The 17151-nt window shown below is 69.3% G+C and carries 17 protein-coding genes; 6 read left to right on the top strand and 11 right to left on the bottom strand.

Features of this window, described 5'->3' with window-relative positions; genetic code table 11:
* Nucleotides 1-109: 109 nt before the first annotated feature.
* Nucleotides 110-1087 carry a pirin family protein gene (locus tag ACWIF2_RS11405; protein ID WP_454359910.1) on the top strand — a complete coding sequence of 326 codons (978 nt, stop codon included), beginning with the start codon at nucleotides 110-112 and terminating at the stop codon, nucleotides 1085-1087.
* A gap of 119 nt (nucleotides 1088-1206) precedes the next feature.
* The gene (locus tag ACWIF2_RS11400) at nucleotides 1207-2301 is read left to right on the top strand and encodes an AI-2E family transporter (RefSeq protein ID WP_454359909.1); all 1095 of its coding nucleotides are present in this window, start codon (nucleotides 1207-1209) and stop codon (nucleotides 2299-2301) included.
* Here ACWIF2_RS11400 and ACWIF2_RS11395 read toward each other — a convergent pair.
* Nucleotides 2256-4394 carry a SpoIIE family protein phosphatase gene (locus ACWIF2_RS11395; protein ID WP_454359908.1) on the bottom strand — a complete coding sequence of 713 codons (2139 nt, stop codon included), beginning with the start codon at nucleotides 4392-4394 and terminating at the stop codon, nucleotides 2256-2258. The genes ACWIF2_RS11400 and ACWIF2_RS11395 overlap by 46 nt on opposite strands.
* A gap of 168 nt (nucleotides 4395-4562) precedes the next feature.
* Between ACWIF2_RS11395 and aspS the strand changes: the two genes are divergently transcribed.
* The 3 genes from aspS (at nucleotide 4563) to ACWIF2_RS11380 (ending at nucleotide 8942) form a co-directional block, all read left to right on the top strand.
* Nucleotides 4563-6326, top strand: coding sequence for an aspartate--tRNA ligase (gene aspS, locus ACWIF2_RS11390; RefSeq protein ID WP_454359907.1), 1764 nt, complete (start codon nucleotides 4563-4565; stop codon nucleotides 6324-6326).
* Between the two features lie 132 nt (nucleotides 6327-6458).
* The gene (locus ACWIF2_RS11385; RefSeq protein ID WP_454359906.1) at nucleotides 6459-7421 is read left to right on the top strand and encodes an intradiol ring-cleavage dioxygenase; all 963 of its coding nucleotides are present in this window, start codon (nucleotides 6459-6461) and stop codon (nucleotides 7419-7421) included.
* A 165-nt stretch (nucleotides 7422-7586) separates the two neighbouring features.
* Nucleotides 7587-8942, top strand: a complete 1356-nt coding sequence (locus ACWIF2_RS11380) for an MFS transporter (protein ID WP_454359905.1) — start codon at nucleotides 7587-7589, stop codon at nucleotides 8940-8942.
* A gap of 60 nt (nucleotides 8943-9002) precedes the next feature.
* On the opposite strand, the gene ACWIF2_RS11375 is transcribed toward ACWIF2_RS11380, so the two are convergent.
* The 5 genes from ACWIF2_RS11375 to ACWIF2_RS11355 form a co-directional block, all read right to left on the bottom strand.
* A complete protein-coding gene (locus ACWIF2_RS11375; protein WP_454359904.1) occupies nucleotides 9003-9143 on the bottom strand; it encodes a hypothetical protein in 141 nt (46 codons plus the stop codon).
* A gap of 86 nt (nucleotides 9144-9229) precedes the next feature.
* Nucleotides 9230-10162 carry a hypothetical protein gene (locus ACWIF2_RS11370; protein WP_454359903.1) on the bottom strand — a complete coding sequence of 311 codons (933 nt, stop codon included), beginning with the start codon at nucleotides 10160-10162 and terminating at the stop codon, nucleotides 9230-9232.
* Nucleotides 10159-10743, bottom strand: a complete 585-nt coding sequence (locus tag ACWIF2_RS11365; RefSeq protein ID WP_454359902.1) for a DUF6932 family protein — start codon at nucleotides 10741-10743, stop codon at nucleotides 10159-10161. The genes ACWIF2_RS11370 and ACWIF2_RS11365 overlap by 4 nt, the downstream gene beginning before the upstream one ends.
* Nucleotides 10744-10771: 28 nt before the next feature.
* Entirely contained in the window at nucleotides 10772-11671 is a 900-nt protein-coding gene (locus tag ACWIF2_RS11360; protein WP_454359997.1) for a helix-turn-helix domain-containing protein, read from the bottom strand.
* A gap of 302 nt (nucleotides 11672-11973) precedes the next feature.
* Nucleotides 11974-12279: an ATP-binding protein gene (locus ACWIF2_RS11355; RefSeq protein ID WP_454359901.1), complete on the bottom strand. Its 306-nt coding sequence runs from the start codon at nucleotides 12277-12279 to the stop codon at nucleotides 11974-11976.
* 22 nt (nucleotides 12280-12301) lie between these two features.
* Here ACWIF2_RS11355 and ACWIF2_RS11350 point away from each other — a divergent pair, with 22 nt between their 5' ends.
* Nucleotides 12302-12397 carry a DUF397 domain-containing protein gene (locus ACWIF2_RS11350; protein WP_454359900.1) on the top strand — a complete coding sequence of 32 codons (96 nt, stop codon included), beginning with the start codon at nucleotides 12302-12304 and terminating at the stop codon, nucleotides 12395-12397.
* Here the strand turns inward: ACWIF2_RS11350 and ACWIF2_RS11345 are convergent.
* The 5 genes from ACWIF2_RS11345 to ACWIF2_RS11325 form a co-directional block, all read right to left on the bottom strand.
* Nucleotides 12379-12744, bottom strand: a complete 366-nt coding sequence (locus ACWIF2_RS11345; protein WP_454359899.1) for a PH domain-containing protein — start codon at nucleotides 12742-12744, stop codon at nucleotides 12379-12381. The two genes, ACWIF2_RS11350 and ACWIF2_RS11345, sit on opposite strands and share 19 nt — an antisense overlap.
* Nucleotides 12745-12868: 124 nt before the next feature.
* Nucleotides 12869-13135: a hypothetical protein gene (locus ACWIF2_RS11340; RefSeq protein ID WP_454359898.1), complete on the bottom strand. Its 267-nt coding sequence runs from the start codon at nucleotides 13133-13135 to the stop codon at nucleotides 12869-12871.
* A gap of 147 nt (nucleotides 13136-13282) precedes the next feature.
* A complete protein-coding gene (locus ACWIF2_RS11335) occupies nucleotides 13283-14164 on the bottom strand; it encodes a hypothetical protein (RefSeq protein WP_454359897.1) in 882 nt (293 codons plus the stop codon).
* 159 nt (nucleotides 14165-14323) lie between these two features.
* On the bottom strand, nucleotides 14324-15940 hold the full coding sequence (gene metG, locus ACWIF2_RS11330) for a methionine--tRNA ligase (protein ID WP_454359896.1): 1617 nt from the start codon (nucleotides 15938-15940) through the stop codon (nucleotides 14324-14326).
* Nucleotides 15941-16048: 108 nt separating this feature from the next.
* Nucleotides 16049-17151, bottom strand: a 1103-nt coding sequence (locus ACWIF2_RS11325) for a VWA domain-containing protein (RefSeq protein WP_454359895.1), incomplete at its 5' end; no start/stop codon positions are given.

Below are 17151 nucleotides of genomic sequence, written 5' to 3'. Positions count from 1 at the left end.
CCGGGGTTCGGGCCGCGATCCGGTGGGAATGCCCTCCCGGTTTTCTCTGTTTGGGGTGGCAGAAAGTTCAACGCTCAACTAAACTGGGCGTACACGAGGAGGAACCGACATGCCTGCAGTGACCGTCGAGAACCCGTTGACGCTGCCCCGCGTGACCGCGCCGACCGACGCCGTGGCACGTCCCGTGCTCGCCGTCACGACCGCTCCGAGCGGTTTCGAGGGCGAGGGCTTCCCGGTGCGCCGGGCTTTCGCGGGGATCAATTACCGTCACCTCGACCCGTTCATCATGATGGACCAGATGGGCGAGGTGGAGTACGCGCCGGGCGAGCCGAAGGGCACGCCCTGGCACCCGCACCGCGGCTTCGAGACCGTCACGTACATCATCGACGGGATCTTCGACCACCAGGACAGCCAGGGTGGTGGCGGCACCATCACCAACGGCGACACCCAGTGGATGACCGCGGGCTCGGGTCTGCTGCACATCGAGGCGCCACCGGAGCATCTCGTCATGTCCGGCGGGCTCTTCCACGGCCTCCAGCTGTGGGTGAACCTCCCGGCCAAGGACAAGATGATGGCCCCGCGCTACCAGGACATCCGCGGCGGCTCGGTCCAGCTGCTCACCACCCCCGACGGCGGCGCGCTGCTGCGGGTCATCGCCGGTGAGCTGGACGGGCACGCGGGCCCCGGCATCACGCACACCCCGATCACGATGGTCCACGCGACGCTGGCGCCGGGCGCGGAGCTCACGCTGCCGTGGCGCGAGGACTTCAACGGCCTGGCGTACGTCCTGGCCGGCCGGGGCAGCGTCGGCGTCGACCGCCGTCCGGTCCACACGGGCCAGACGGCCGTCTTCGGGGCGGGCTCGTCGCTGACCGTCCGCGCGGACGAGAAGCAGGACTCGAACACGCCGGACATGGAGGTCGTCCTGCTCGGCGGACAGCCGATCCGCGAACCCATGGCGCACTACGGCCCGTTCGTGATGAACACCAAGGACGAGCTCATGCAGGCCTTCGAGGACTTCCAGAAGGGCCGGCTGGGCACGGTGCCGGCGGTGCACGGCATGACCGCGAGCGGCCCGCAGGACTGACGACACGGACACCACCAGGGGGGCGTCGCACGCGCGACGCCCCCTCGGCGTTGACGCCCCGTCACCCGGCCGGCCCGTTTCGGCGGGACGGGGCGTTTGGGGCGTGGTCGGGTGGAGGGGTGCGGGACTCCGATCCGATCGCGGCCGGGGCCGGGACGCTTCTCCCGGGCCCCCTCCGGCGCCTGGCCGCCTGGTGCGCGTTGATCCTGCTCGTCTCCGGGGTCGTCTACGTCGGGATCCGGCTGTGTGACGAGTTCCGGACCGCTGTCGTGCCCGTGCTGCTGGCGCTGCTGGGGACGGCGCTGCTCGGGCCGTTGCACCGGCGGCTCGTGAAGGCCGGGGTGCAGCGGTCGGTCGCGGCCGGGCTGACGTGTGTCGCCGTGGTCGCCGTGGTGGGCGGGGCCGTGTACATCGTGGTCGCCGCGATCGTCGACACGGGCGATGAGATCGTCGCCTCGCTCAGGCAGGCCGCCCGGGGTGTCTCCGAGCACTTCGGGGCCGCCGGAACCTCGCTGGACGACCTCGCCTCCAACGCCCGGGAGCTGCTGGGCAAGTTCGGCGGCACAGCCGCCTCCGGTGTGATCAGCGGGGTCAGTGTCGTCGGCGAGTCCCTTGCCATGGCCGTGCTCGCGCTGCTGCTCGTCTTCTTCTTCCTGCGCGACTCCGACAAGGTCACCGGGACGCTGCGGGCGCTGGCTCCCCGCGGGTCGGCCGACACCCTGGAGGCCATGGCACGGCGGGCCTTCCAGGCCGTCGAGGGGTTCATGCGCGGTACCACCTTCATCGCGCTCATCGACGCCCTCTGCATCACCGTGGGCCTGCTCGTCCTGGACGTGCCGGGCGCTGCGGGACTGGGCGCGCTGGTCTTCGTCGGGGCCTACATCCCCTACCTCGGCGCCTTCATCTCGGGCGCCGTGGCCGTGCTGGTCGCGCTCGCCGACCGGGGGTTCGTCATCGCGCTGTGGGTGCTGGGGGTCGTACTCGCGGTGCAGGTGCTGGAGGGGCATGTGCTCCAGCCGCTGATCCAGAGCCGGACCGTGCAGATGCATCCGGCGGTGGTGCTGGTGGCGATCACGGCCGGGGCGTCCGTCGCCGGGCTGCTCGGCCTGCTGCTGGCCGTGCCCCTCACCGCGGCCGCCTTCGGCGTCCTGCGGGAGCTGCGCGCCCGCTACGGCGACCAGGAGCCGTCGCCCGAGCCGTCCACGGACTCGTAGAGCTCGAACCAGATGCTCTTGCCCTCGCCCCGCGGGTCCACCCCCCAGGCGTGCGCGAGCAGTTCGATCAGCACCAGGCCGCGGCCGGAGGACGCCAGCTCCCCGGGTCTGCGCTTGTGCGGCAGGTCGTCACCGCCGTCCGTGACCTCGATCCGCAGCCGCCGCTCCCCCACCGCGCCGGTGATCTCGGCGACGAGCAACGCGTCGGAGTCGGTGTGCACGAGGACGTTCGTCAGCAGCTCGGACAGCAGCAGTACCGCCGAGTCGAGCTGGTCCGGCGAGGCCCAGTCGTGCAGCAGCTCGCGCAACTGCTGCCGGGCCGCCCCGACCCGCTCGGGCTCGGCCTGCGCGACCGTCAGCACCGTACGCCGCACCGGGCGCGCCGCCGTCATGGTGTCTCCGCACCCGCAGCCCTCGCCCTCCCGGCTCAGCAGGAGCATGGCGATGTCGTCCTCGCGGCGGTCGGCCAGCGGGCCGGTGGTGTGGTGCGAGGACGGCCCGTGCACGGCCTGCACCAGGGTGTCGGCGAGTTCCTCCAGATCGCCCTTGTGCTCCTCCAGGATCACGCGCAGCCGCCGCCAGCCGGTGTCCAGGTCGTGGCCGCCGGTCTCGATCAGGCCGTCCGTGCAGATCAGCATGGTCTCGCCGGGCTCCAGCGCCAGCCGGGTCGTGGGGTAGTCGGCGTCCGGGTCGATGCCGAGCGGCAGGCCGCCCGACGTCGGCCGTGTCAGCACTGTGCCGTCGGCCATCCGGAACGCCGGGTCCGGGTGCCCGGCACGCGCGATGTCCAGCACCCCCGTCGCCGGGTCGACCTCGACGTACACGCAGGTCGCGAAGCGCGGGTCGGACGGGTCCTCGTCGCTGATGCCGTGCAGGAAGCGGGCGGCGCGGGAGAGCACCGCGTCCGGCCGGTGCCCCTCCGAGGCGTAGGCCCGCAGGGCGATCCGTAGCTGACCCATCAGCCCGGCCGCGTGGACGTCATGCCCCTGGACGTCGCCGATGACCAGCGCGAACCGCCCGCTCGGCAGCGGGATCACGTCGTACCAGTCGCCGCCGACCTGGAGTCCGCCGCCGGTGGGGACATAGCGGGCGGCGACGCTCATACCCGGGATGCGCTGCGAACCGAGCCTCGGCAGCATCGTGCGCTGAAGCCCGTCGGTCAGCGCCCGTTCGCTCTCGGCCACGCCCGCCCGGGTCAGGGCCTGCGCCAGCATCCGCGCCACCGTCGCCAGCACGGACCGCTCGTCCGGCGTGAAGGCGACGGGGTAGGTGAAGGCGGCCATCCACGCGCCCATCGTGCGTCCGGCCACGGTCAGCGGCAGAAACGCCCAGGACCGGCGGCCGAAGCGCTCGGCGAGCGGCCAGGTCAGCGGATAGCGGGCCTTGTACTGCTCGGGGGAGGACAGATACACGGCCCGGCCGGTGCGCGCCGCCTCGGCGGCCGGGTAGTCCGTGTCCAGCGGCATGTCCGAGAACGGGCTGTCGTCGCCCGCCTGTTGCCCGTGGTGGCCGATGATCGTCAGCCGGTCGCCCGCCACGCCGAACACCGCGAGGCCGTCCGGCGAGAACCCCGGCATCGACAGATTGGCCGTGACCCGCAGCACCTCCTGCGTGGAGCGCGCCTCGGCCAGCGCCCGGCCCGCGTCCAGCAGGAACGCCTCCCGCGAGCGCCGCCAGTCGCCGGTGACCGCGCTGCGCCCGGCCGGGGTGCCCGGGGTCGGCTCGGTGACCTCCTGGAGGGTGCCGATCAGCCGGTACGCCTTGTGGACCCGGTCGAAGGACGGCTTGGAGCGGCTGCGGACGATGCGGACGATCCGGCCCTGCTCGTCCATGACGCGGACCCGCACCTCGGCGAGGGTGCCCTCGGCGACGGCGAGCTGGACCACGCCGGTGATCTCGTTCCAGTCGACCGGGTGCAGCCGGGCCCGGGCCTGAGCCTCCGTGAGGCTGGCCTGCTCGGCGGGCAGCCCGAGCAGCCGTGCCGCCTCGGCGTCGACCGTGACCAACCCGGTAGCGGTGTCCCAGTGCCAGAGGCCGGTCGCGAGGGCGGCGAGGGCCTCCCCCACGGCGGGCAGGGGCTCGCCAGTGCGCATCGCCCTACTTTAAGAAGAGGGGATCGAACCCTGCCACCGATGACTGAAGTGTGCTCGATCGTTAACTGTGGAGAGCCGATCTTGCCCTGCCCGGTACGCTGGGGACCAGTTTCACGTGAAACACAGATCGTGATCAGCCCCCGAGCAGCGAAGACTGGATGAACGACGATGCATCGGTACAGGTCCCACACCTGCGGCGAGCTCCGCTCCTCTGACGTCGGCACCGACGTCCGGCTGAGTGGCTGGCTGCACAATCGGCGCGACCTGGGCGGCATCCTCTTCATCGATCTGCGCGATCACTACGGCATCACGCAGCTCGTCGCCCGTCCCGGCACCCCCTCCTACGAGGCTCTCGACAAGCTCTCCAAGGAGTCGACCGTCCGCATCGACGGCAAGGTCGTCTCCCGCGGCGCCGAGAACATCAACCCCGAGCTGCCGACCGGTGAGGTCGAGGTCGAGGTCGGCGACGTCGAGCTGCTCGGCGCGGCCGCCCCGCTGCCCTTCACCATCAACGCCGAGGACGGGGTCAACGAGGAGCGGCGCCTGGAGTACCGCTTCCTGGACCTGCGCCGTGAGCGCATGCACCGCAACATCATGCTGCGCACGGCCGTCATCTCGGCGATCCGGCACAAGATGACGGCGCTGGGCTTCAACGAGATGGCGACGCCGATCCTGTCCGCGACCTCCCCCGAGGGCGCCCGCGACTTCGTCGTCCCGTCCCGTCTGCACCCGGGCAAGTTCTACGCCCTTCCCCAGGCGCCCCAGCAGTTCAAGCAGCTGCTGATGATCTCCGGCTTCGACCGCTACTTCCAGATCGCGCCCTGCTTCCGCGACGAGGACGCCCGCGCCGACCGCTCGCCGGGCGAGTTCTACCAGCTCGACGTCGAGATGAGCTTCGTCGAGCAGGAGGACGTCTTCCAGCCGGTAGAGAAGCTGATGACCGAGCTGTTCGAGGAGTTCGGCGGCGGACGCCACGTCACCTCGCCGTTCCCGCGGATCCCGTTCCGCGAGGCGATGCTCAAGTACGGCTCCGACAAGCCCGACCTGCGCGCCCAGCTCGAACTCACCGACATCACCGACATCTTCGAGGGCTCGGAGTTCAAGGCGTTCGCCGGCAAGCACGTGCGGGCCCTGGCGGTGCCGGACGTCTCGGCGCAGCCGCGCAAGTTCTTCGACCAGCTCGGTGACTTCGCCGTCACGCAGGGCGCCAAGGGCCTGGCCTGGGTCCGTGTCGCCGAGGACGGCTCGCTGTCCGGCCCGATCGCGAAGTTCCTCACCGAGGAGAACGTCGCCGAGCTGACCAAGCGCCTGTCCCTGGCCGCCGGTCACGCCGTGTTCTTCGGCGCGGGCGAGTTCGACGAGGTCTCGAAGATCATGGGCGCGGTGCGGGTCGAGGCCGCCAAGCGCGCCGGGCACTTCGAGGAGAACGTCTTCCGCTTCTGCTGGATCGTCGACTTCCCGATGTACGAGAAGGACGAGGAGACCGGCGCGATCGACTTCTCGCACAACCCCTTCTCCATGCCGCAGGGCGGTCTGGAGGCCCTGGAGACCCAGGACCCGCTGGACATCCTGGGCTGGCAGTACGACATCGTCTGCAACGGCGTCGAGCTGTCCTCGGGCGCGATCCGGAACCACGAGCCGGAGATCATGCTCAAGGCCTTCGAGATCGCCGGGTACGACCGCGAGACGGTCGAGGAGAAGTTCGCCGGCATGCTGCGCGCCTTCCGCTTCGGCGCCCCGCCGCACGGCGGCATCGCCCCGGGCGTCGACCGCATCGTCATGCTGCTCGCCGACGAGCCCAACATCCGCGAGACCATCTCCTTCCCGCTCAACGGCAACGCCCAGGACCTGATGATGGGCGCGCCGACGGAGCTGGAGGAGGCACGGCTGAGGGAGCTGCACCTGTCGGTGCGCAAGCCGCAGCCGAAGTAGGCCTTCGTACAGCAGTGGGTGGCTCGGAACCGGCGTCGGTTCCGAGCCACTTTCGTACCCAGCTCGTTCCCAGGGCGTTTACCCAGGTCTTACCCAGGTTCCTGACAGACGCGCTCCCTAGCTTCCCTTCCCATGACGGGACAGGAAACGGCCCAAGGGCCGAAACACAAACGGGATCTGACACGCCGTAAGGTCGTCGCCGCGGGCGCCGGTGCGGTGGTGGCGGCGGGCGTCGGCGGTACGTTCGCGGCGGGCGCGTTCGCCGGGGAGGAGCCGATGGCCGCCGCCTCGGGGAAGGCCACGGCCGGCTCCGGTGAGGCCTGCTACAAGCTCACCTCGGAGACCACCGAGGGCCCCTACTACATCGACGCGGACAAGCTCCGCCGGGACGTCACCGAGGACCAGGAGGGCATCCCGCTCACCCTGCGCCTCAAGGTGATCGACTCCGAGACCTGCAAGCCGCTCGCGAACGCCGCCGTCGACATCTGGCACTGCAACGCGCTGGGCGTGTACTCGGGTTACGAGGACATGGGCAGCGGGGGCGGGGGTGGCGGTACACCGCCTTCCGGTACGCCGACCGGAACACCGTCCGGCACGCCCACGGGCCCGCCCCCGGACGGTGGCGGCGGGGGCCACCAGGAGCCAACCGACGACGAGCGATATCTGCGCGGCACCTGGCGGACGGACAAGCGCGGCTTCGTCGAGTTCCGCACGGTCTTCCCCGGCTGGTACCAGGGTCGCTGTGTGCACATCCACACCAAGGTGCATGTCAACGGCACCTGGACCGAGGCCGGTTACGAGGGCGGCACCACCTGCCACACCGGCCAGCTCTTCTTCGACGAGGAGTCCGTGCTGGCGTCCGCCGAGACCGAGCCGTACTCCACCAACACCACGACCCGCACCACCCTCGACGAGGACACCATCTACCCCGGCAACGGGACCGAGGGCGGGCTGCTGAAGCTCAAGTACCGCAAGAACGCCATCGCCAAGGGCGTCGTCGCCACCCTCACCATGGGCGTCGACCCCGAGGCGACGCACGACGGCACGGGTGACGCGGTCCAGCCGGGTGCGTCGGGGTCGGCGTCGGCGAGCTGACGGACGTGGTCGGTGCGGGGCGGACGTCTTCGGATTACCCGCCCCGCATTTACATACATGTACTTCTGCTCAATCCGTTGACCCGGAAGGCGGGCCTCCATAAGGTCCCTTCGAGAACGCGTACGTGATTGCTATTCACGTATGTGCACATCGAGGGAGACAACGATGTCAGAAGCCGCGACCGCCATACCCGAGGTCGAGCAGCGAGCGGTGAGCAAGTTCCTGCGCCGCATGCTGCCGATCCTGGTCCTGATGCTGCTGGTCAACCAGATGGACCGGACGAACGTGGGCTTCGTCCAGAACGAACTGCGGGCCGACGTCGGAGTCAGCGCCACCGCCTACGGCCTCGGAGCGGGCCTGTTCTTCATCGGGTACGCCCTGTTCGAAGTGCCGAGCAACATGCTTCTGGAGCGGCTCGGTGCCCGGGTCTGGCTGACCCGGATCATGATCACCTGGGGCGCGGTGATCGTGGCGATGTGCTTCATCCACAACGTGTGGATGTTCTACTCCCTGCGGTTCCTGCTCGGTGTCGCGGAGGCCGGCTTCTTCCCGGGCGTGCTCCTGTACTTCACCCAGTGGCTGCCGGACTCCAGCCGGGGCCGGGCCAGCGCGATCTTCCTGGGCGGCTCGGCGACGGCGTACATCGTCACGGGCCCGATCACGGGCGCGCTCCTGGAGCTGCACGGCGCGGGCGGCATCGCGGGCTGGCGCTGGATGTTCGCCCTGGAAGGGGCCTTCTCCATCCTGGTCGGCTTCATCGCCGGGTTCTTCCTGGTCTCCCGGATCCAGGACGCCAAGTGGCTCACACAGGAGGAGAAGGACGCGCTGAGCGACGCGGTGGCCCGGGACAAGGAGGCGCGGGACCGTGCGCCGTCGGTGTCGAGGATGAAGCTGATCTTCCACCCGCAGGTGGCGGTCCTGACCGCGGTCTTCTTCGCGATGGCCCTCACCGGCTACGCGATCACGTTCTGGCTGCCGAGCCTGGTGGAGGAGATCGGCGGGCTGTCGCCCTTCCAGATCGGCCTGCTGTCGGCGATCCCGTGGATCTGTGCGGTGATCGCGATGTACACGATGAGCCACTTCACCGACCGGGCGCCGGACCGCCGTCCCTATCTGGCGATCGCCCTGGTCCTGTCCGCCATCGGCACGTTCCTCGCCACCCTCGGCTCGCCCTGGTTCGGCCTCGTCGCCCTCACGCTGGCCGCGGTCGGCGGCAAGTGCGCGGCCACGCTGTTCTGGCCGATGGCCCAGTCGGGCCTCGACCTGAAGATCGCCGCGCCGGGCCTGGCCCTGGTCAACTCGATCGGCAACCTCGGCGGTTTCGTCTCCCCGACGCTCTTCGGCTACCTCAAGGACACGACGGGCAGCACGAACGGAGGCCTCTACACACTCTCGGCGGCGTCGATCCTGGCGGTGCTGGGGGTGGCGTTCGTACGGCACACCAACCGGGGGCCGCAGGGCGGCTCCGGGAACCGCGCGACGACGATCCCGGCGAAGCCGGCGGTGGGCGAGGCCCGCTGACCCGAGCAGACTCCGGGGCCCGCTCCTTGTATGGGGAGCGGGCCCGTGCCTCTTGGGGGGTCACTCCTCGGCGAAGAGGTCCTCTGCCGTGCCGACCGTCAGGGAGCGATCGAACCACAGGGTGAGGGTGTCAAGGTCGGTGCAGGAGGTGATGCGGCCGCGGGTGGCCTCGGGGATGTCGATGCCACGCTTCTCCAGCACGCTCAGGACGGAGTGGCGACCATTTCTCCAGCTCTCTCCAGGTATCCCGGACCGCCGTCGGCGACCGTCCGGAAGAACCGACAGGCCTACGGGTCAAGCGGAAGTGACGTCTGTTGCGCGGCAGGTCCGAGGTACGTGTATTCCGTGGACCGTGCGATGCCCATGGAGTCGAGTTGCTGCCGGAAACGGACCCTGAAGTGGACGTTGTCTCCGAGGCCGGGGCGCATGCGCAGCAGTTCCCCAGGTTCCTCGAAGCGGACGTCGTAGGCGGGGGCGTTCTTGGCTGTACCCGTCTTCACCTTCACCAGGCCGCTCTCGCGCAATTCCGTGATGCGGCCGGAGATGGTGATCTCCTGGTCGCGGTCCCTGGTCTCCCGGAGCCGTTTCACGTAGTGCCTACCCCGCTCTGTCAGTCGGGCGCGGCGCATGTGGCCGTCTGCGTCGTACCAGGTCACGCCCAGGTTCAGTTCGTACCGGCTCAGTGCTCTGGACACCGCTTCGACCGCGTCGAACAGCCTCGCCCATTCGCGGACGTCGTGTTCGGACTCCAGAGCGTCGAGCAGCGTGGTGAGGGTGCCGATGCCCGTGGAAGCGGCGGAAGTGGCGGGAGCGTCCAGGGCGTCGGGATCGCCGGAGCCGGTGGGGGCGACGACGGGACGAGCGTGCACGACAGTGCTGCCTGCGGAGATCCCGGTGAGTTCCAGTCGTACCGGGGTGCCCGCAGCGACGGAGACCATGTGTTCCACGGGTTCGAGCAGGGCGTCGCCCCACTGGAAGCGGAGGGCGCCGCCGTCCGTGTCCGGCCCGGTCAGCCGCAGCTGAAGTTCCTCTTCGAGTCGGGCATCCGGGGCGTACTCGCGTGCCGCGGCCAGCCGACCGGCTCGGTGTTCCGCCTCCACCTCCTCGTCGTCCCGGTTCTCTGTGCCCAGCGCTTCGAGGAGACGTGAGGCGCGCTCGGCCTCAGCAGGGTCGTCGTCGTGGAGGGCGCGCCTGCGCTCACGCCAGCTGTCGCCGTTCACAGTCGCACCTCCAGATAGCCGCGTGCCGGGGTGGCACTCTCTTCGGACGGTGAGCGGTCCTTCCCGTCGGGCAGTCTGAATCGCTGCCACCAGTCGTCCCACACACCTCGCTGCGTGAAGTATGTCCGTTCGTCGAACGTGAAGCGCTCCGGCTCGAAGATGTGGGCAACGGGCTGGTATCCGATGCGAAGCGGCGAGACGCCGAACTTCTCCTTCATCCTGGCCCGGCTCCGGAAGGCGGTGGTCAGCCATTTCGACCCAGGTCTGCCGCGCACGACGCGCTCGGCCCGTGTGTCGATCAGGAGCGTGGCGTCGATGTTCCCTGGGTCGAGCTTGGTGCTGACGAAGCTGCCACCGAGCCACAGCCTGTGGATGAGGGTGAGGCCGTCGAGGGCAGCGGCGTATTCGTCTTCCAGGGTCAGGAAGGGGTCGAGATAGTCGTGGAGGCCGTCCCACAGCTGTGTGCGTGTCGAGGAGTCCTCGAACTCCGGGGCGCTGACCAGCATGGTCTGCGCTTCGTCGAAGGAGATGGAGTACCGGCCCGGAGCGAGAAAGCCGTTCGCGGCGAAAGAGGGCAGCACGGGAAGTCCTGTCAGGTGATGGGTGGATTCATCCACGCCGGCTGCAGTCGCGGCAGCGGCCGGGCTCCGGGGAACGAAAGCCTCGATCGCAGCCGTCGCAGTTTCTGAGCGGGTGGCGCGTGGCTACGGGTGTGCCTGTGGGGGCCGGAGCGCGGAACGGGGGTGGTGGCGGCAGCTTGGCGGTCAGACGGTGGGCGAGGAGGGCTGCCGGGCGGTGCAGGGGCTCGTTCGGCAGGTTGCTGGTCAGGGCGTGGCGTACGGCGGTGGGGGTGAAGTCGCGTTCCAGCCAGGTGGCGACACCCGGGGCGAGGTGGTCCGTGTCGGTGGCGGAGAGGAGCAGACGGGGGTCCGTGCGGCGCAGGCCGGCGAGGACCTCGGTGGCTGTCTGGAGGAGGGCGGGGGAGCTGTATGCGGGCTTGGGTACGGCGGGGAGAGCCCGCGGGCGTGCGGGTTTCCGCTGTGGGGCGCCGGTCGTTCGAGGAGCAGGGGGGTTGGGCGGTGCCGCTTCGGGCGTTTGGTGGTCGCGGCGGCGGCCCGGCTGGTTGCAGGAGACGGTGCGGGTGACGATGCGGCCGGCCGGTGTGCGTTCGCGGGTGCGGTGCAGGTAGCCGTGGGTCTCCAGCTCGCGCAGGGCGGCGGCGATCCGGGTGGGGCCCTCGGGGAAGCGGGCGGCGAGGGACTTGATGTCGACCCCTGCGCCGGTGGGCAGCGACTGGATGTGGCAGGCCAGGCCGATCGCGAGGAGCGACAGGTCGGGGTGCTGCGTGAGGTGGTTGCCGATCACCGTGAAGCGGGTGGTGTGGCGGGTGTTGTCATGGATGACGCCGCCGCCGGGATGGGCGTGCCCGCTGGTGTGCCGGTGCGGGTGGTTTTTGCCGCTGTTACGGGACTGGGCGTGGGGGCGCACGCTAGGGTTTTGGTTGTCCATCGGGAAGGTGTCGACTTCCTTGGTGGTCAGGCCCTCGCATTGGGATGCCAGTCCCGGCGAGGGCCGTTGCATGTCTGGATGTTGTGCCGTGGTGCTCGGTGTTGCGCTGAGCGTAGGGCAGGCAACCGGTGTGGAATCCAGCTCAGTTGGTGATGTTCACTCGGGGGAGTGAGCGTGCCCGCCGTGGGCGGGAGGGGTGGGGCTTGGTGCGGTTTCTTTCCCACTCGTGTTCCTTGGGGAAGAGCGCCGACGGCACCGGAGCCCACGCCGTCGGGTTCCGGTGCGTCTGCCATTTGTGCTGGTCAGGGGCTTGACAGGTCGAGCTCTGCCCATGCCGTCTTGCGTGGGGCGGGGCCGCGTTCGACGCCCCAGCGGTCGGCGAGGGCCTCGACGAGGAGGAGGCCGCGCCCTGACTCGGCGTCGGGGGCGGGTGGGCGGTGGCGGGGGAGGTCGTCGCCGCGGGTGTCCGTGACCTCGATGCGGAGAGTTTCGCTCCGCGTCCGGAGTACGAGGCGGAAGTCCCGGCCGGGGAGCCGCCCGTGAGTGGCGGCGTTCGCGGCGAGCTCGGCGACGAGGTGTTCGGCGGCCTCGGTGACGCGGTGAGGCATCTCCCGGGCGCGCAGCCACTCCGTGCGTGTTCGCGACTCCAAGAACGCCGAAGGCCCTCGTCTGGCGATCTCGCCCGGCGTCTGGGCGGACTTCTTGCCCTACCTCGCCACGAACTGAGTCAGGATTGCCTGGACCTCGTAGATGTCGACGCCCTTGGTGAAGGTCTTCTGGATCGGGAGTTGGGAGCCGGAGAGCCAGATCTTGAGTTCGGCGTCGAGGTCGAAGGTGCCGGCCGTTTCGACCGCGAAGTGGGTGATGCTGCGGTAGGGGACCGAGTGGTACTCGACCTTTTTGCCGGTGATGCCCTGCTTGTCGATCAGGATCAGGCGGCGGTCGGTGAAGAGGATGGTGTCGCGGATCAGCAGGAACGCGGCGTGGACCTGTTCGCCGTGGCCGAGGAGGCGGGCGTAGTCCTGCTGGGCCGACTGCGGGTCTACGGTGTGTGCGTTGCCGAACAATGCCATCGTTCTCTCCCTCGTGTGCCGGTGCCTTGAGTGTGTCGGTCGAACGTGGCGAACGTGGCGCGTTGGCTGGAAGTCGCTACCGACCGCGCAGTCATCTCGCTTGTCCAGCTCTAACGGCCTGCACCTACGCCTCGGGCTCCAGGGTGAACAGTTCCTCCGGTGTGTCCACCGTGATGGCGCGGTCGAGACAGCGAGTGAGGGTGTCCGGTTCCGGACACAGGTGGAGGGGGCGGAAGACCTCCTCGGGTACCTCGATGTCACGCGTCTCCAAGAGCCGTAGGACTGCTCCGGCCCACGCCGCCCTGTATCCGGCGGTGTACCCCCTGACCCATTCCTCGTCCTCGTGTTCGTCATCGGGCCTCTTGTCCACCCTGGCCCGGATGCGGGCCATGTCCTGGAGAGAGCTCCAGCCCGGAACGGAAATCGCCGACTGCTCGCTCCGGCGGAATGCCCAAGCCCATGCATGTCAGGGTGAACCGGAGCAAGTCGTGCAGTTCCGGTGTGGTGTCCGGATCGTCGAGCATGATCGCCCCGTGGGTCAGGTTTCGGTCCGGTCCGCGGCGGGCCCCGCGTCCTCGGCGAAGAGCTCGTCGACGCTCTCCACGTGGGGCGTTCGGTCCAGCCAGCGGTTGAGGAGGTCGAGGTCGGTGCAGCCGGCGATGCGGTCGCGGGCCTCCTGGGGGACGGAGACGCCCCGTGCTCCGAGGAAGCGGAGGATGGCCTTGGCTTCGCCTCTGGCTTCGCCCTCGAGGTAGGCCTTCTCCATCACCGTGCCCCGGCCGGGGAAGTAGTTGACGAACGTCACGATGTCCCTCCATTTGTCTCCGGCGGGGGTGTCCCCCAACGCCGAGTCGAGAAACTGAAAGAAGTAGCTGGCGGCGTTCCAGTCCATCCCTGCGAGGGCACGGCCCAGTGCGTCCAGTATGGCGTCGATGTGGGGGCTGTTGGCGTGAGCCAGAGCGGAGAACACTGCCATGGCCGGCTTCTCCGCCGCGGTTCTCGGATCGGTGATCACGGGGAGGTTGTCCGGTCCGACGACCAAGGGGTACGTCATCTGGGCGATCCAGCCACGCGTGCCACAGGAGAAGGGGCCGGTCGCCCACTTGGTCGTCGCCCGGTCGCGGCAGACGGCGAGCAGGAGAACTGGCAGGCCGTACTTTGCCTGGAGGTAGGAGACGTAGTACGGCCAGCTCGATTCCTTCTTGGTGTCCCTTCTCTCCTGCGCTTCGACGGCGAGTAGGAAGTCCTCCCCGTCGGACGGGCCGATGCGCAGCACGGTGTCGATGTGGCGCGCCAGGGGTCTGGCTTCCGTCACGTCGGTGCCGATCGCGTAGACGGCCGCCTTCTCGGGGAACGCGATGCCCAGCACCCCGAAGACCGGGGAAAGGATCTCAGGCCGCTCCTGGAAGATCCGGTGCATGCCTTCATGGGCTGATGTGACCATGTGGGCTATGTAAGTGGGCAGAAGGCCGTATCTCCGGCGGACGGAAGGCGTTCACTCTTTCGAGGGCCGGAGAAACGTTCGCGCCCTGCCCCGGTGAGAACCGAGGGCAGGGCGCGTTGCCGTACGGGTCGCGGGTTACGCGGTCGGCTTCTCCTCCAGGCGCGGGAAGAGGACCGCGCCCTTCGTGACCGTCGCGCCGGCCGGGAGCTTGCCCCACTCGCCGGACTCCTGGACCTTCTGGTCCGCGAGCGCCCCGAGGGAGGCTTCGGCGCCGAGCGAGTCCCAGAGCTTCTGGGAGGTCTCCGGCATGACCGGGTTGAGCAGGACCGCGATGGCCCGGAGGGACTCGGCGGCGGTGTAGAGGATGGCGGCCAGGCGGGCCTTGCCCTCTTCAGAGGTGTCCTTCGCGACCTTCCACGGCTCCTGCTCCGTGATGTAGCCGTTGACCTGCTTGACGAAGTCGAAGATCGCCAGGATGCCGCCCTGGAAGTCCAGGTCTTCGCCGATCCGGCGGTCCGCCTCCGTGACGGCCTTCGCGAGGCCCTCGTGGACCGCCTTCTCCGCCTCGCCGTCGGCTGTGGACTCCGGCAGCACGCCGCCGAAGTACTTGCCGACCATCGCCGCGACACGGGACGCCAGGTTGCCGTAGTCGTTCGCCAGCTCGCTGGTGTAGCGGGCGGAGAAGTCCTCCCACGAGAAGGAGCCGTCCTGGCCGAACGCGATCGCGCGCAGGAAGTACCAGCGGTACGCGTCCACGCCGAAGTGCGAGGTCAGGTCCTGCGGCTTGATGCCGGTCAGGTTCGACTTCGACATCTTCTCGCCGCCGACCATCAGCCAGCCGTTGGCCGCGATCTTGCCGGGCAGGGGGAGCCCCTGGGCCATCAGCATCGCCGGCCAGATCACCGCGTGGAAGCGGAGGATGTCCTTGCCGACCAGGTGGACGTCGGCCGGGAAGGTGGCCTCGAACTTCGCCTGGTTCTCGTTGTAGCCGACCGCCGTGGCGTAGTTCAGCAGGGCGTCGACCCACACGTAGATCACGTGCTTGTCGTCCCACGGGACCGGGACGCCCCAGTCGAACGTGGAACGGGAGATGGAGAGGTCCTGCAGGCCCTGGCGTACGAAGTTCACGACCTCGTTGCGCGCGGACTCGGGCTGGATGAAGCCGGGGTTCGCCTCGTAGTGGGCGAGGAGCTTGTCGCCGTACTCGCTCAGCTTGAAGAAGTAGTTCTCCTCGCTGAGGCTCTCCACGGGCTTCTTGTGGATCGGGCAGAGCTTCTGACCTGCGTATTCGCCCTCGCCGTCGAGGAGCTCGCCGGGGAGCTTGTACTCCTCGCAGCCGACGCAGTACGGGCCCTCGTAGCCGCCCTTGTAGATCTCGTCCTTGTCGTACAGGTCCTGGACGAACTCCTGGACGCGGTCCGTGTGCCGCTTCTGCGTGGTGCGGATGAAGTCGTCGTTCGCGATCTCCAGGTGTTCCCAGAGGGGCTTCCACGCCTCCTCGACGAGCTTGTCCGCCCACTGCTGCGGGCTGACGCCGTTCGCCTCCGCGGTGCGCATGATCTTCTGACCGTGCTCGTCCGTGCCGGTGAGGTACCACACCTTCTCGCCGCGCTGACGGTGCCAGCGGGAGAGCACGTCGCCTGCGACGGTCGTATAGGCGTGGCCCAGGTGAGGAGCGTCGTTGACGTAGTAGATGGGGGTCGAGACGTAGTACGCCTTCGCCCCCTGCTTCTCGGATCCAGTGGCCGCCATGGTCGAAATCCTACTGGTCCGTCGAAGATCGACTCACACGTGTTTCGGGGGGTGGACAGGGGCGCCGTGCCTTGTCCACCCCCCCGGGGTGTGGTGCTGCCTGTGGGCTTACGGGCGCCAGTTCGCCAGTACGCCCTCGTAGAGCTCCTTGTCCGTGAGCTCGCGGGGGGTTTCGCCGGCGAGGAAGTGGGACGTGTTCGGAGTCTTGAGCTTGCGGAGGTAGTCGAAGGCCTTGTTCTCGGGGTCGCCGAAGGCGACGAAGGAGAAGAAGACGGTGGGGTGGGACTTGGCCGCGTCGGTGAGGGCCTGGGTGGCGGGGGTCTTGGCGTCGGGGGCGCCGTCCGTCTGGAAGATCACCAGGGCCGGGGTGTCGGTCGCTGCTTCCTTGCTGTGGTGGGCGAGGACCGCTTCGACCGCGGCGTGGTAGCTGGTGCGGCCCATGCGGCCGAGGCTCGCGTGCAGGGTGTCGATCTTGTTCTCGTGGTCGGTGAGGGTGATCTCGCCGGTTCCGTCGAGTTCGGTGGAGAAGAAGACGACCTGGACCGTGGCCTCGGGGTCGAGGTGGGCTGCGAGGGCGAGGGTCTGCTCGGCGAGGGCCTGGGCGGAGCCGTCCTTGTAGTACGGGCGCATGGAGGCGGAGCGGTCGAGGACGAGGTAGACCTTGGCTCGGGTGCCGGTGAGGTTGTGTTGCTTGAGGGTGGTGGTGGCGGCCTTGTAGGCGGTGGCCAGGCTGGGGGCGTGGGTCTTCAGCTGGGTGAGGGTGAGGGCGGGCTCGGGGGCGTCGGCCTTGCCCTCGGCCTCGGCTTCGCCTTCGGCCGAGTCGTTCCCACCCGCACCACCCGTGCCGCTCTCGTCGTCGGGTGCGGGTGGCCCCTGTGGGGCGGAGTCGCCGTCGGCGGGTGCGGGTGCGGGTGCGTCGGCCTTCGGCTGCGCGGGTGCCTCCGCCTCCGCTTCCGCCTTCGGCTCCGGCTCCGGCTTCAGTTCCGGCTCCGGCTGTGCCGCGGCGGGCTCGGGCTTGTCCTCCGGCTTCGCGTCGGACACTGCCTCGGGCTTGGCGGCGGCCTGGGTGTCTGCGTCGGCCTCGGGCTCGGCCTCCTCGCTCGCCTCCGGCTTCACCTCTTCCGGAGCTGTCTCGGGCTCGACAGCCGCCGGCGCTGCGGCTTCCGCCTCATCGGCAGCGGCCGGCTCTTCCGCAACGACCGGCTTCTCGG

It is taken from the genome of Streptomyces sp. NPDC055506 (assembly GCF_053643595.1).
This window is presented reverse-complemented; position numbering and strand designations above follow the sequence as displayed.

Excerpts from the sequence above, each read along its gene's own strand:
- aspS (WP_454359907.1), top strand. The coding sequence starts at position 4,563 with ATGCATCGGTACAGGTCCCACACCTGCGGCGAGCTCCGCTCCTCTGAC.
- ACWIF2_RS11360 (WP_454359997.1), bottom strand. The coding sequence starts at position 11,671 with ATGGACAACCAAAACCCTAGCGTGCGCCCCCACGCCCAGTCCCGTAAC.
- ACWIF2_RS11345 (WP_454359899.1), bottom strand. The coding sequence starts at position 12,744 with ATGGCATTGTTCGGCAACGCACACACCGTAGACCCGCAGTCGGCCCAG.
- ACWIF2_RS11355 (WP_454359901.1), bottom strand. The coding sequence starts at position 12,279 with ATGCCTCACCGCGTCACCGAGGCCGCCGAACACCTCGTCGCCGAGCTC.
- ACWIF2_RS11395 (WP_454359908.1), bottom strand. The coding sequence starts at position 4,394 with ATGCGCACTGGCGAGCCCCTGCCCGCCGTGGGGGAGGCCCTCGCCGCC.
- ACWIF2_RS11340 (WP_454359898.1), bottom strand. The coding sequence starts at position 13,135 with ATGGCCCGCATCCGGGCCAGGGTGGACAAGAGGCCCGATGACGAACAC.
- ACWIF2_RS11335 (WP_454359897.1), bottom strand. The coding sequence starts at position 14,164 with ATGCACCGGATCTTCCAGGAGCGGCCTGAGATCCTTTCCCCGGTCTTC.
- metG (WP_454359896.1), bottom strand. The coding sequence starts at position 15,940 with ATGGCGGCCACTGGATCCGAGAAGCAGGGGGCGAAGGCGTACTACGTC.
- ACWIF2_RS11380 (WP_454359905.1), top strand. The coding sequence starts at position 7,587 with ATGTCAGAAGCCGCGACCGCCATACCCGAGGTCGAGCAGCGAGCGGTG.
- ACWIF2_RS11405 (WP_454359910.1), top strand. The coding sequence starts at position 110 with ATGCCTGCAGTGACCGTCGAGAACCCGTTGACGCTGCCCCGCGTGACC.
- ACWIF2_RS11385 (WP_454359906.1), top strand. The coding sequence starts at position 6,459 with ATGACGGGACAGGAAACGGCCCAAGGGCCGAAACACAAACGGGATCTG.